The 12,813-nt window shown below is 68.3% G+C and carries 12 protein-coding genes; 7 read left to right on the top strand and 5 right to left on the bottom strand.

Features of this window, described 5'->3' with window-relative positions; genetic code table 11:
• Positions 1-43: 43 nt before the first annotated feature.
• On the bottom strand, positions 44-1,930 hold the full coding sequence (locus tag VBO01S_RS04895; RefSeq protein ID WP_062471298.1) for a CocE/NonD family hydrolase: 1,887 nt from the start codon (positions 1,928-1,930) through the stop codon (positions 44-46).
• A 79-nt stretch (positions 1,931-2,009) separates the two neighbouring features.
• Positions 2,010-3,842: a carboxylesterase/lipase family protein gene (locus VBO01S_RS04890; RefSeq protein WP_062471294.1), complete on the bottom strand. Its 1,833-nt coding sequence runs from the start codon at positions 3,840-3,842 to the stop codon at positions 2,010-2,012.
• A gap of 149 nt (positions 3,843-3,991) precedes the next feature.
• On the opposite strand from VBO01S_RS04890, the gene VBO01S_RS04885 reads away from it, so the two are divergent.
• The 6 genes from VBO01S_RS04885 (at position 3,992) to VBO01S_RS04860 (ending at position 8,771) form a co-directional block, all read left to right on the top strand.
• Entirely contained in the window at positions 3,992-5,083 is a 1,092-nt protein-coding gene (locus tag VBO01S_RS04885; RefSeq protein WP_082817990.1) for an AraC family transcriptional regulator, read from the top strand.
• A 73-nt stretch (positions 5,084-5,156) separates the two neighbouring features.
• Positions 5,157-6,638, top strand: a complete 1,482-nt coding sequence (locus tag VBO01S_RS04880) for a protein adenylyltransferase SelO (protein WP_062471291.1) — start codon at positions 5,157-5,159, stop codon at positions 6,636-6,638.
• Positions 6,635-7,045, top strand: a complete 411-nt coding sequence (msrB, locus tag VBO01S_RS04875) for a peptide-methionine (R)-S-oxide reductase MsrB (RefSeq protein WP_062471289.1) — start codon at positions 6,635-6,637, stop codon at positions 7,043-7,045. Before VBO01S_RS04880 ends, msrB begins: the two co-directional genes overlap by 4 nt.
• Positions 7,042-7,581 carry a septation protein A gene (locus VBO01S_RS04870; protein ID WP_062471286.1) on the top strand — a complete coding sequence of 180 codons (540 nt, stop codon included), beginning with the start codon at positions 7,042-7,044 and terminating at the stop codon, positions 7,579-7,581. The genes msrB and VBO01S_RS04870 overlap by 4 nt, the downstream gene beginning before the upstream one ends.
• Positions 7,578-7,856, top strand: coding sequence for a BolA family protein (locus VBO01S_RS04865; protein ID WP_056580792.1), 279 nt, complete (start codon positions 7,578-7,580; stop codon positions 7,854-7,856). The genes VBO01S_RS04870 and VBO01S_RS04865 overlap by 4 nt, the downstream gene beginning before the upstream one ends.
• Positions 7,857-7,985: 129 nt before the next feature.
• A complete protein-coding gene (locus tag VBO01S_RS04860; protein ID WP_062471282.1) occupies positions 7,986-8,771 on the top strand; it encodes a peptidylprolyl isomerase in 786 nt (261 codons plus the stop codon).
• A 49-nt stretch (positions 8,772-8,820) separates the two neighbouring features.
• Here the strand turns inward: VBO01S_RS04860 and VBO01S_RS04855 are convergent, their stop codons facing one another.
• From VBO01S_RS04855 to VBO01S_RS04845, 3 genes are read right to left on the bottom strand one after another with little or no spacing between them, the layout of a single operon-like run.
• The gene (locus tag VBO01S_RS04855; protein WP_062471279.1) at positions 8,821-9,807 is read right to left on the bottom strand and encodes a Bug family tripartite tricarboxylate transporter substrate binding protein; all 987 of its coding nucleotides are present in this window, start codon (positions 9,805-9,807) and stop codon (positions 8,821-8,823) included.
• Between the two features lie 37 nt (positions 9,808-9,844).
• A complete protein-coding gene (locus VBO01S_RS04850) occupies positions 9,845-11,203 on the bottom strand; it encodes an amidase (protein WP_062471277.1) in 1,359 nt (452 codons plus the stop codon).
• 16 nt (positions 11,204-11,219) lie between these two features.
• Positions 11,220-11,906 (bottom strand): DUF2848 domain-containing protein, encoded by a 687-nt coding sequence (locus VBO01S_RS04845; RefSeq protein ID WP_062471274.1) that lies wholly within the window; start codon positions 11,904-11,906, stop codon positions 11,220-11,222.
• Between the two features lie 123 nt (positions 11,907-12,029).
• Here VBO01S_RS04845 and VBO01S_RS04840 point away from each other — a divergent pair, with 123 nt between their 5' ends.
• On the top strand, positions 12,030-12,713 hold the full coding sequence (locus tag VBO01S_RS04840) for a GntR family transcriptional regulator (protein ID WP_062471272.1): 684 nt from the start codon (positions 12,030-12,032) through the stop codon (positions 12,711-12,713).
• The last annotated feature ends 100 nt before the right edge of the window (positions 12,714-12,813 follow it).

Below are 12,813 nucleotides of genomic sequence, written 5' to 3'. Positions count from 1 at the left end.
GCACAATGACACAAACCCGCACTGCATGATTGAACGAAGCGGCTCAAGTGGGCGCCTTCGGACCGGTGCCCGCGGGCACCGTCACCACGTTGGTACGGCACGGCTGGCGCAGCGTCTTGCCGCACTCGGGCAACGCGGCCGCATGCGGGTAGGCGACGTAGCCCAGCACGATGCTCGACGCGTTCGCGCCCTGGTGCCACAGCGTGTTGGTCGACGGCCTCGTGTCGTTGCCGAACAGCCAGAAGCCGGTCTGCGACGGCGAGTCCACCGTCACGCGGATGCTGGAGCCGGCGCGAAAGACATGGGCGAACTTCTGGATCTCGATGCGCACCAGGTTGGGCTGGCCGGACTGCAGCGGCGCTTCCTTGGGCTGTGTGAAGTCGCCGAAGGGGCGCAGCTCGGTGGCGCGGCTGGCGTCGAGCGCCCGCTTGGAGGCGCGCAGCCAGCCGCGCTGCACGAACATCTCCTTGCCGTCGGGGCGCACTTCCGACACCGTGACCTGCAGGTCGGTGCTGTCGGCGGTGGCGCTCAGGTACAGGTCGGCCGAGCCTTCCCCGTAGAAGCTCAGGTCCTCGGGCAACGCGGCGGTGGTGAAGGTGAGCTGGCCGTCCTTCTCGGCATCGGCCACGGCCTGCCAGCCTTCGGCGGCCGGGTTGTTCACCACCGGGCTCTTGGCCGGATACCGGTAGTCGGACGAGGCCGCGCCGGCGGTCGGCTTGGCATCGGCGAGCCCGCCGCCCGGCTGCATCCACAGGCGCATCGGCTTGACCTTGACCGGCAGGCGGTCGAACTCGGCCACGGCCGTCTGCTTCAGCTTGGCGGCGCCGTTGATCGCCTTCTGGTCGATCTGCTGCATTTCCTGCAGCAGGCGCACGTGCGGCTCCTTCTCGAAACCGTTGTCCTCGCCCTTCACGAAATGGGCCAGAAAGCGCTTCAGCGTGCCATCTATGTAGTCGGAGGTGACGTTGGTGTGGTGGTCGCCGTTGGAGCTGATGAGCCACATCTTTTCGGGCGCCATGGTGTCTTCGTAGTAGCCCGAGCGCGGACCGATCTGCTCGTCCTGCCACGACTGGGTGCCCAGCGCGGGAATGTCGATCTTGCCGGTCTCGTAGAACGCGCTGCGCTTCACGTAGAGGCCGTCGGCATACGGGTTCTCAAGCCACTTGGTCAGGTCGAGATCGGGGCGCTTGAGCTTCTCGATGTTGTCGGCCACGGTCTTGGCGCACTCCGTGTCGCCGTCGAGCTTGGCGGCCAGCGCGGCCGCGCGGTTCCAGGTGGCCGGGAAGCCGCCCCACCACTGCGCGGGAAAACCGACGTTCTTGATGCCGCCCGGGTAGCCCACGTCGCGGTACGGATCGGTCACGTTCTTGCTGGGCGTGATCGCCAGCAGGCCCTTGGGCCGGTGCGCCGCCACCCACAGCTGGTTGTAGCCCGAGTACGAGTAGCCGATCATGCCGATCTTGCCGTTCGACCACGGCTGCTTGCCGGCCCATTCGAGGGCGAAGGCACCGGCCGCGCCGGTGCTGGCGTCGAAGACCTGGTCGTCGCCCGTCGAGCAGCCGGTGCCCGGCACATTGAGGCCCATCACCGCATAGCCCTCGGCCAGCCAGCGCTGGCCGATGTTCGGGGCCGAGCCCGAGCTGTAGCCGTCGTACTCGACCAGCAGCGGATAGGTGGCGTTGCCTCCGCTGGGCAGCAGCAGCGAATAGCGCATCCTGTTGCCGTCGGGCAGCGTGATGTAGCCCCACTTGCGGACCGGGCCCGCCTCGGGCGTGACCGGCGGCTGCGCGGGTGGCGTTTCGGCGGCGGGCGGAAAGAAGCTGAACCCGCTGCCGCCCGACGAGCCGCCGCCGCAAGCCGCAAGGCCCGCCACGCTGGCAAGCAGCGACGCGGCAAGGTGCCATCGGCGGGGGGGCGTGGAAATTCTCAAGGTGTTGTCTCCGTTATCGTTTTGATGGATGGCATGCGTTGCCCAGGCGCGTCTCGGGGCGGGACGGCGGTCCCCTGTATCAGGGCGCCGCGGTGATCTTCGTGGCGGTGGGCGTGGCGTCGAGCAGCAACTGCGAGGGCCACGTTCCCCAGGTGGCACCGAGTTCGGGCGTGTTCGGATCGCCGTTGCGCATGAAGGCCCCGACGCTGGCCATGACGGCCTTCGACAGCGCCACGCGCCCCTTCTCGTTGGCCTTGCCGCCCATCACGTTGCTCAGCAGCGAACCCTCGAAGTTGCCGAACACGAACGGCAGGTCGAAGGCGTGCGATGCGCCGTACACGTCGTTCCACGGCGCGGCCTCCTGCGACCAGTCGAGACGGTAGTGCCAGATGTTCGACTGGCGCGTCTTCATGGTGTTGAGCAGGTTGTCGCGGTTGGCCTCGAACAGCCCCTTCGTGATGAGCGCGGTGGCCGCGTTGTAGCCGGAGCCGGCCTTGTCTACCGGAAGGTAGAACGGGTCGATGATGTGGTCCACCGTGAGCGTGGGCGCAGCATCGGGGTTGAAGTTGAACATCATCGAGAAGCGCGGGGCATCGGTGACGATCCAGCCTGACGTCGGGAAGCCGATGGTGCCCAGCAGCGACGCGAAGAGCTTGCCCTCGTCGCGCGTGTTGCCCGCGAGCATGGGCACCTTGACGTACTTGTCGGCTGCGATGGCGCCGATCGGGTCCGCCGGCAACACCGTGCCATCGGGAATCGGCGCCACGTTGCCCTGCCCGGCTGCCGTGACCTTGGTCAGCAGCGCCCCACCCTCTTGCGCACGCAGGTACTCGGCGATCTGCGCCGGCGAGCGCGTGCCGATATACACCTTGGCCGCCGCTTCATCGGCCACGGTGCCGTCGGCGACCAGCAGCTTTTCGAGGATCGTCTGGCCCTGCGTCAACGAGGCCGAAGCCGGCTGCAGCGTCGGCAGCGTCCCGGGCGGCAGATTGGTCTTGAGCGAAATGCCGCCGCTCATCTCGAAGGCCTTGTGGAACAGGCCCTTGGCCATCGGTGAGGTCATCACCGCCAGCAGGTTGGTCGCGCCGGCCGACTCGCCCGACAGCGTGACGTTGCCCGGGTCGCCGCCGAAGTTGGCGACATTGCCCTGGATGAAGCGCAGCGCCGCCATGTTGTCCAGCAACGCGAAGTTGCCCGAGTCGTCGCCCGCCGTGCCGCCCGGTCGCAGCTGCGGCATGTTCAAGAAGCCCAGGATGCCCAGACGGTAGCTGGCGGTGATGACCACCGCATTGGTGGCCTTGGCCAGCGCCGCGCCGTCGTACAGCGGATCGGCCGTGTAACCCGAAATATTGCTGCCGCCATGGATGAACAACAGCACCGGCAGGTTCTTCTCGGTGGTGGCCGGACGCCAGATGTTGACGAACAGGCAGTCTTCGCTGCCGACCGGCTTGCCCAGGTTGGTGCCGATGGTGGCGTCGTAGGTGTTGCTGGTGCCGGGGCTGAAGATCCGGCCGATCTGCAGGCAGGCGTTGCCGAAGGCCTTGGCCGGGCGGATGCCGGTCCAGGCTTCGGGCTCGACCGGTGCGCGCCAGCGCAGCGCGCCGACCGGCGGCTGGGCGAACGGAACACCCTTCCAGGACCAGGTGCCGTTCCTGGCGCTCTCGTCCGTGCCCTCGACCTTGCCGGCCGTGGTCTGGCGCACCATCGGGCCGTCGGCGGCGGGTGCCGGAGCGGGCGCGGGCGCCGGAGCCGGTGCAGGCGGCAACACGGGAAAGGCGGTCGCCCCGGACGAGCCGCCACCGCAGGCTGCAAGCGCCGCCGCGGCGGCCAGCGTGGCCATGGTGGCGATGGCGCGCGCCATCGCCGTCTGTCCTGCCGCACCCTGGTTTTGTGCTGTTGTCGTTGTCTTCATGTTTTGTCTCCACACCGGGTTAATCGGAATTCCTGGCTTGGCGCGCGGCACCCATACTCCGGGCCGCCGTGCACTGGAAAAATTCTAGGAACCGGCCCTGTTTTCACCGCTATCGCAAGCGAGCCAATCGAATGACTTCAGAAGCCTCCCTGCCGCGCCATTCGCGCCGGCCGTCGCGCCGCCCCGGCTGTCCGCAGCCCGAGCTGCGCACCAGCTCGGCCGCATGGCTGGAGGGGGTGCTGTCGATGTTCGAGGCCGAGGGGCTGAACGTGCCCACGCTGCTGCGCGATGCCGGCTTCGACCCCGACTCGCTGCACCGCCAGAACGCGCGCATCCCGGTCGACGAGATCTCCGTGCTGTGGCAGGTGGCCGTGGCGCACGCCGGGCGGCCCACGCTGGGCCTGGACCGCGACCTGGCCGCCACGCACAGCAAGCTGGGCACCGTGGGCCACGCCATGGCCTGCAGCCCCACCCTGGGCGCGGCGCTCACGCGGCTCACGCGCTACATGGCCGTGATCTCCGACGCCACCGCGTTCTCGCTGCAGTCCGACGCGCGCGGCTGCTGGATGGTCATGGAGCACACCGGCGGGAGCCTGCCGATCCCGCGCCAGCGCGTCGAGTACGCCCTGCTGACCGTGCTCATGCAGTGCCAGTGGCTCACGCGGCGCGAGCTGCAGCCGCTGGCCATGGAATTCGTCTACCCGCCGCCGGCCAACGACCGGCTGCACCGCGAGGCCTTCGGCTGCGAGATCCGCTTCAACGCGCCCGCCAACCGCGTGCTGCTGTCGTCGGCCGACATGACCATGCCGCTGCCCACCCACCACCCGGCCCTGGGCGAGATGCAGGAGCACCTGCTCGACGACCAGCTCAACCTGCTGGGCCAGACCACCACCGCCAGCCTGGTGTGCGCCGAGATCGCGCGCCGGCTGCAGCACGGCGAGCCGCGCCGCCAGGACGTGGCCTCGGGCCTGGGGCTGGCCGACCGCACGCTGCAGCGCCGCCTGCAGGAGGAGTCCGTGTCGTTCCAGGCACTGCTCGACCGCACCCGCCGCGAACTCGCCAAGCAGTACCTGGCCGAACAGCGCCACACGCTCGCGGACGTGGCCGACCGGCTGGGCTTCGTGGACGTCAGCAACTTCTTTCGCGCCTGCAAGCGCTGGTTCGGCCTGCCGCCGGCCCAGTACCGCGCCAGCCTGGCGCTCGACGGCGCCGGGACGCTGCGCGGCGCGCTGCTGAACTGAGCGGCGCCGCCCGCCCCACGCGCCCGATGGCCTCAACGGCCTGGGGTTTCGCGCGCTGCCGGACAATCCGGGCATGAGCTTGTTAGCCGAAGACACCCCGGTCGCCGACCTGGGCCTGCGCTGGAAGCCCGGCTTCTCGACGCTGGGCCCCGCCTTTTTCACCGAACTGCGCCCCACGCCGCTGCCCGATCCGTACTGGGTCGGCCACAGCGACGCCGTGGCGCGTGAGCTGGGCCTGCCGCCCGGCTGGCGCGACTCGGACACCACGCTGGCCGCGCTCACCGGCAGCCTGCCGGTCGCCGGCACGCGGCCTTTCGCCACGGTCTACAGCGGCCACCAGTTCGGCGTCTGGGCCGGGCAACTGGGCGACGGACGCGCGATCCTGCTCGGCGAGACCGAGGGCGGGCTCGAAGTGCAGCTCAAGGGCTCGGGGCGCACGCCCTACTCGCGCGGCGGCGACGGCCGCGCCGTGCTGCGCTCAAGCATCCGCGAGTTCCTGTGCAGCGAGGCCATGCACGGCCTGGGCATTCCGACCACGCGCGCGCTGTGCGTGACCGGCTCGGACGCCCGCGTGCGCCGCGAAGAGCTGGAAAGCGCTGCAGTGGTCACCCGCGTGGCGCCCAGCTTCATCCGCTTCGGCCACTTCGAGCACTTCGCCGCCAACCAGCGCGAAGACGAGCTGCGTGCGCTGGCCGACTACGTCATCGACCGCTACTACCCCGAATGCCGCGCCACCGCGCGCTTCAACGGCAACGCCTACGCAGCGTTCCTCGAGGCCGTGAGCGAGCGCACCGCCGCCCTGCTCGCCCAGTGGCAGGCCGTGGGCTTCTGCCACGGGGTGATGAACACCGACAACATGAGCATCCTCGGGCTCACCATCGACTACGGGCCGTTCCAGTTCCTCGACGGCTTCGACCCGCGCCACATCTGCAACCACAGCGACACCCAGGGCCGCTACGCCTTCAACCAGCAGCCCAACGTCGCCTACTGGAACCTGTTCTGCCTGGCGCAGGCACTCTTGCCGCTGATCGGCGACCAGGAAATCGCCGTGGCCGCGCTGGAGTCGTACAAGACCGTGTTTCCCAACGCCTTCGAAGACCGCATGCGCGCCAAGCTGGGCCTCACGGCACCCGCCGAGGGCGACCGTGCGCTCATCGAGGGCGTGCTCAAGCTGATGGCGGCCGAGAAGGTCGACCACACCATCTTCTGGCGCCGCCTGTCGAATCACATGGCCGACGGCAACGTCGATCCGGTGCGCGACCTGTTCCTCGACCGGGCCGGCTTCGATGCCTGGATGCTCTCTTTTTCAGAGCGCCATGCACAATCGCAGCGTGCCGAAGCGGCAAAATTGATGCTGCAGTCGAACCCCAAGTTCGTGCTGCGGAACCACCTGGGCCAGCAGGCCATCGAAGCCAGTCAGCAAAAGGACCATGCGGGTGTGGCAACCTTGCTGACGCTGCTCCAAACCCCATGTGAAGAACACCCCGGTGCCGACGACTACGCCGGCTTCCCGCCCGACTGGGCCTCCACGATCGAAATCAGCTGCTCCTCATGACCACGCCCGTACAGAAAACCGACGCCGAATGGAAAGCCCTGCTCGCTGAGAAGGGCGCCGAACCCGCCGCCTTCGAGGTGACGCGCCACGCCGCCACCGAACGTCCCTTCACCGGCAAGTACGAAGCCCACTGGGACGACGGCACCTACCATTGCATCTGCTGCGGCGCCAAGCTGTTCGAAGCGGCCACCAAGTTCGACGCCGGCTGCGGCTGGCCCAGCTTCTCCGAAGAAGCGGTGCCCGGCGCCATCCGCAACATCGTCGACCGCTCGCACGGCATGGTGCGCACCGAGAACGTGTGTGCCAATTGCGGCGCCCACCTGGGCCACGTGTTCCCCGACGGCCCCACCGAAACCGGCCTGCGCTACTGCATGAACTCGGCGTCGCTCGACTTCCAAAAGAAATGAAACTGCTCCTCGACTTCTTTCCGATCCTGCTGTTCTTCGGCGCCTACAAGTTCGCCGACATCTACACCGCCACCGGCGTGCTGATGGCCGCCACCGTGGTGCAGATGGCCGTCATCTACGCCATGGAACGCAAGCTGCAGGCGATGCAGAAGGCCACGCTGGTGCTGATCCTGCTGTTCGGCACGCTCACGCTGGTGCTGCACGACGACCGCTTCATCAAGTGGAAGCCGACGGTGCTGTACGGCGCCATGGCCGTCGCGCTGGCCGTGGCCCTGTGGGCGCTGAAGAAGAACTTCCTCAAGATGCTGCTGGGCGCGCAGCTCGAGTTGCCCGAGCGCATCTGGGGCCGGCTCAACGTGGCGTGGATCGGCTATTGCCTGTTCATGGCGCTCATCAACGGCTACGTGGCGGCGTACTTCACGACCGAGGCCTGGGTCAACTTCAAGCTCTGGGGCTACGTGTTCCCGATCGTCTTCCTGGTGGCGCAGGGCCTGTACATCGCGCCGCACCTCAAGGAAGACAAGCCGACCGCATGACCACCACCACCATCCCCCTGCCCACCGTGGCCGCGCTCGAGGCGGCGCTGCGCGCATCGCTTTCGCCCACGCAACTCGAAGTGATCGACGAAAGCGCCGCCCATGCGGGCCATGCGGGTGCCAACGCCGAGGGCTACGGCACGCATTTCCGGGTGCGCATCGCCTCCCCGCTGTTCGACGGAAAGCCCCGCGTGGCGCGGCATCGGCTTGTGTATGATGCCCTCCAAGTTTTTATCGCACAGGGTCTGCACGCCATCGCCATCGAGGTGCTCTGAGTCGTCCAATCGGTTGCTTGCCGCGTTCGCCGCGGCCGCCCACCCTCTCCTTCTTTTCTCCTGATTCCTGCTTTCTTTCCCGCGCCTTTTCCTACACGCGCATTTCCTCTCCAGCCTGATATTCATTTCATGAAAAAACACATCTTGCAGGCCGTTGCGGCCGCAGCGCTGATCGGTGCACTCCCCCTGTCGGCCCTGGCGCAGAACGCAGCCATCGTCAACGGCAAGCCGGTGCCCAAGGCCCGCATGGACGTCCTGGCCCAGCAGCTGGCTGCCGCCGGCCGCCCGGTGACGCCCGAGATGCAAAGTCAGCTGCGCGAGGAAATCGTGGCGCGCGAAGTGTTCATGCAGGAAGCGCAAAAGCAAGGCCTGGACGCCACCGAGGACTACAAGAACCAGCTCGAACTCGCCCGCCAGGCCATCCTGATCCGCGCGCTGTTCGAGAACTACCGCAAGACCAACGCGGTGTCCGACGCCGACGTGAAGGCCGAGTACGACAAGTTCGTGGCAGCCAACGGCGGCAAGGAATTCAAGGCCCGCCACATCCTGGTCGAGACCGAAGACCAGGCCAAGAAGATCATGGCCGACCTGAAGAAGGGCGCCAAGTTCGAAGACATCGCCAAGAAGCAGAGCAAGGACCCGGGATCGGGCGCCAATGGCGGCGACCTCGACTGGGCCAACCCCGCCAGCTTCGTGCCCGAGTTCTCGGAAGCGATGATCAAGCTCAAGAAGGGCGAAACCACCCCTGCCCCGGTCAAGACCCAGTTCGGCTATCACATCATCCGCGTCGACGACATCCGCCAGGCCCAACTGCCGAAGCTGGAAGAAGTGAAGCCGCAGATCACGCAGCAGCTGCAGCAGCAGCGCCTGCAGAAGTACCAGGAAGACCTGCGCGCGAAGGCCAAGGTCGAGTAAGCCTTCGGCCCATCGCCCCAAAAAAAGCCCCGCAGTCGCGGGGCTTTTTTCATTGCGGCGTGATGTTGAAGTCTTTCACGAAGCGGGCGTAGTCGTTCGACTCCTTGCGCACAAAGCTCGTGAAGTCTGGCGCCGAGCCGCCGATGACCTCGAGGCTGAGGTCGGTGAACTGCTTTTGCGTGTCGGCGTTCTTGAGCAGCGCCTGCACCTGCTCGTTGAGCTTGGCGATGACCGGTGCGGGCGTTCCGGCCGGCGCCACCAGGCCGACCCAGCCCATGAAGCGGTAGCCCGGCACGCCGGACTCGGCCACCGTCGGCACGTCGGGCAAGGTCGAAACGCGCTTGTCGCCCGTGACCGCCAGCGCCTTCAGCTTGCCGCTCTTGGCATAGGGCACGGCGGTCGGCGAGGTTTCGAACATCATGTCGATCTGCCCGCCGACGAGGTCGGACAGCGCGGGCGCCCCGCCCTTGTAGGCCACGTTGAGCAGATCGGTGCCGGTCATCTTCATGAAGCGGCGCGCGGCCACGTCCTGCGGGCCGCCCACGCCCGAGGTGCCGACGCTGAGCTTGCCGGGGTTGGCCTTGGCATAGGCCACCAGCTCGCCGACGTTCTTGAACGTCCACTTGGGATTCATGATGAGCACGTTGGGCTGGTCGGCCACACGGATCACGGGTGCCAGATCCTTGATCGGGTCGTAGGGCAGCTTCGCGAACATGTGCCCATTGGAAGCCAGGCCGGTGTGCAACATCAGCAAGGTGTAGCCGTCCTTGGGGGCCTTGGCGACGTAGTCCATGCCGATGTTGCCGCTGGCGCCGGGACGGTTGTCCACCAGCACGGGCTGGCCCAGCGCCGTCGAGAGCTTCTGGCCGACCAGGCGCGCCGTCATGTCGATGCTGCCGCCCGGTGGGAACGGCACGACCATGCGGATCGGCTTGGACGGATAGGCATCCTGCGCGTGGGCGACGGGGACGATGCACGCCAGGCCGGCGGCAAAGCACGCGAACGAGGCGAGCGGGAAACGGAAGCGCTGGGTCATGAGGTTCTCCGGAGTTTCTTGAGGGTGGGCAGACGGGTCAATCGGCGGTGGCGCGCAGGGTGCGTTCGATGTCGGCGGCCCACGCGAGCAGCGCGGCGTCGCGCATCGGCAGGCCAGCAAGGCTCAGGCCCACGGGCGCTTCGCCGGCCGCGTGGCAGGGCAAGGAGATGGCGCAGCCGTCCATGAAGTTGACGATGGAGGGGTTGCGCAGCATCGCGGCGTTGACGGCGACGTACTGCGCCTCGTCGGCTTCGAGCGCCTCGATGCGCGGCGCCACCAGCGGCACGGTCGGCATGAGCCAGCCATCGAACTCGCCCAGGCGCGCGGCCACGCGAAGTTGCCAGTCGGCCCGCTGCGCCTGCAGTGCGAGGTAGGCGCGCGCCGTGAAGCCCTTGCCGCGCAGGATGCGGCTGAGCACGCGCGGGTCGTAGCCGCTGCCGCTGCGCTCGATCAGTTCGGCGTGCCACGCCCATGACTCGGCGGCGCTGAAGCCGCCTGCGGCATTGATGGCCGCGAGCTCGTCGAACTCGGGCACCGCCAGCTCGACCAGCTGCGCGCCGGCGGCCGAGAGACGCTGCAGCGCGCGTTGGAACGTGGCGGCGACGTGCGCGTCCATGCCGTCCTGCACCAAGGTGGTCGGCACCGCGAAGCGGGCCTGGCGCAGGTGCTGCGCACGGGGCGCCTCGGACACGCCGGACAGCACCGCATCCATCGCCGCGCAGCCGGCCACGTCGAGCGCCATCACACCGACCGCATCGAGGCTGTGCGACAGCGGCACGAGCCCGGTGCCGGGCATGCGGCGCGCCGTCGGCTTGAAACCGGTGATGCCGCACAGCGCCGCCGGAATGCGCGCCGAGCCGCCCGTGTCGCTGCCGACGCTCGCGACGCACATGCCGTCGGCGACCGCAACCGCCGCACCCGAGGACGAGCCGCCGGGAATGCGCCGCTCGCTGCGCTGCCACGGATTGGCCGGTGTCCCGTAGTGCGGGTTGAGGCCGAGGCCGGAGTACGCGAACTCGGTCATGTTGGTCTTGCCGACCAGCACCGCGCCGGCCGCCAGCAGGCGCCGCACGGCCTCGGCGTCGTGCGCGGCGGGCGGTGCATCGCGCAGCACGACGGAGCCGGCGGTCGTCGTTTCGCCGGCCACGTCGAACAGGTCCTTGACCGAGACCGACAGGCCTTCGAGCGGCGAGCGCACGACGCCGGCTTGGCGCAGGCTGTCGGAGGCGCGCGCCAGGTGCTGGGCGCGGTCCGCCAGCATGCGCGTGAAGGTGCGCGTGCCTTCGCCGGCGGGATCGGCGATGCGTTGCAGCGCCGAGGCGGTCAGCGCGGCGGAAGTGGTGCGGCCTGCGGCCAGGTCGGCGCGGGCGGCTTCGAGGGAGATCGCGGCGGGCATGTGCGGTCCTCGTGCGTCAGGCGACGATCGGCAGCGAGACCGCGCGGTACTCGTGCGTAATGCGGCGGCCGGTGTGCTCGTCCACCAGTTCCATGCGAAAGCGCGCGGCCGGGCGGATGCCGCCGATGGCGCCGACCGTGCCGCAGGTCATCGCGAAACCGTCGGCCGGTTCGCCGTCGGCTGCGGCGCAGCGCGCCAGCAGGTCGGCCGGCGGGCGCAGCGCGGCCAGCGTGCCTTCCTGGTAGAGGCGCCATTCACCGCCCTCCTCGATCCACGAGCGCAGCACCAGCGTGTCCCAGCGCTCCTGCACGTCGGCCAGCCGCCAGGCGCTGCGCGCCACGGGTTTCACGCAGATCTGCTTGGACAGCGCCACGCTGTGCGCTTCCAGCGCGCGGTCGGTGTGGTCCGAGCCGATCGAGACGAAGAACTCGCCCCCGTGCAGGAACAGCAGTGGCTCGACCTCGCCCGAGGTGTCGGCCCCCACCACCTGCACGACGTCGGCCTGGCTCAGCTGCTGGGTGGCCACCCGGTAGAACAGCGGCACGGTGCTGGGCGCGGGCACGCCCAGCTCGGCGAGTTCCTCGATGTGGTGCTCGATGGCGGCGGTGTCGCGCCCGGTCCAGCCGGCAATCACGAGGTGCCGGGCTTCGAAGCTCAGCGTTGACGGGGCACTTCCCTCGGGAAGTTCGAAAGACAGTTTCATGGGTGGCAGCTCGATTGAAGTTTCAGTGAAATTTCACAACGATATTACAGTGAGTCCACAGAAACTTCAAAGGGATTTCCCGCAGGTACCATCGGGGAACTCCACCATGACCCTCCCGCCCCGATGAACGCAGCCACGCCCGCCCGCAAAGCCCCCGTCCGGCGGCCCGAAGCAGCCATCTCCCTCAACGAAACCGCCTACCTGCGCCTGAAGGAAGCCCTGGTGACCCTGGCCTACAAGCCCGGGGAGTACCTCAACACCGCCCAGGTGATGGAGCGGCTGGGCGTGGGCCGCACGCCGGTGAACCAGGCGCTGCACCGCCTGTCGGCCGAGGGCCTGGTCCGCATCATTCCGCGCAAGGGCGCTATGGCTTCGCCACTGTCGATCAACGACGCGCTGGAACTCATCGAGGTCCGGCTGGTGAACGAGGTGCTGTGCATGCGCCTAGCCGCGGCGGCCATCACGGAAACCGAACTGGCCGAGCTGCAGGCCATCGCCGAGCAGTTCGAAGCGGCTGCGCAGCGGCGCGATGCGATGTCGGTGATGAACCTGGACCGCCTCTTCCACGAAAAGATCGCGGCGGCGGCGCGCAACGCGATGCTGCAGGACATCCTGAGCGTGCTGCACGCGCGCTCGCAGCGCTTCTGGGCGATCTCACTGGCCGCCGAGGGGCATCTGGCCGAGGTGATCGAAGAGCACCGCACCATCGTCGCCACGCTGCAGCGGCACGACGCCGACGCAGCGGCCGAAGCGGCGAAGACGCATGTGCTGTCGTTCAAGGCGTCGATGCTGAACAGCCAGCGCTGATTGCTGGCGCCTCAGGCGCATCGACCCCCATGAAAAATGCCCTCCAGACCCGAGCCTGGAGGGCATTTTTCGTTGGCCGTCGTCAGGTCGCCTGCGCGGC

It is taken from the genome of Variovorax boronicumulans NBRC 103145, from assembly GCF_001591345.1.
Taxonomy (GTDB): domain Bacteria; phylum Pseudomonadota; class Gammaproteobacteria; order Burkholderiales; family Burkholderiaceae_C; genus Variovorax; species Variovorax boronicumulans.
The sequence above is the reverse complement of the archived record's forward strand: the minus strand, read 5'-3'. Positions and strand labels throughout refer to the sequence as shown.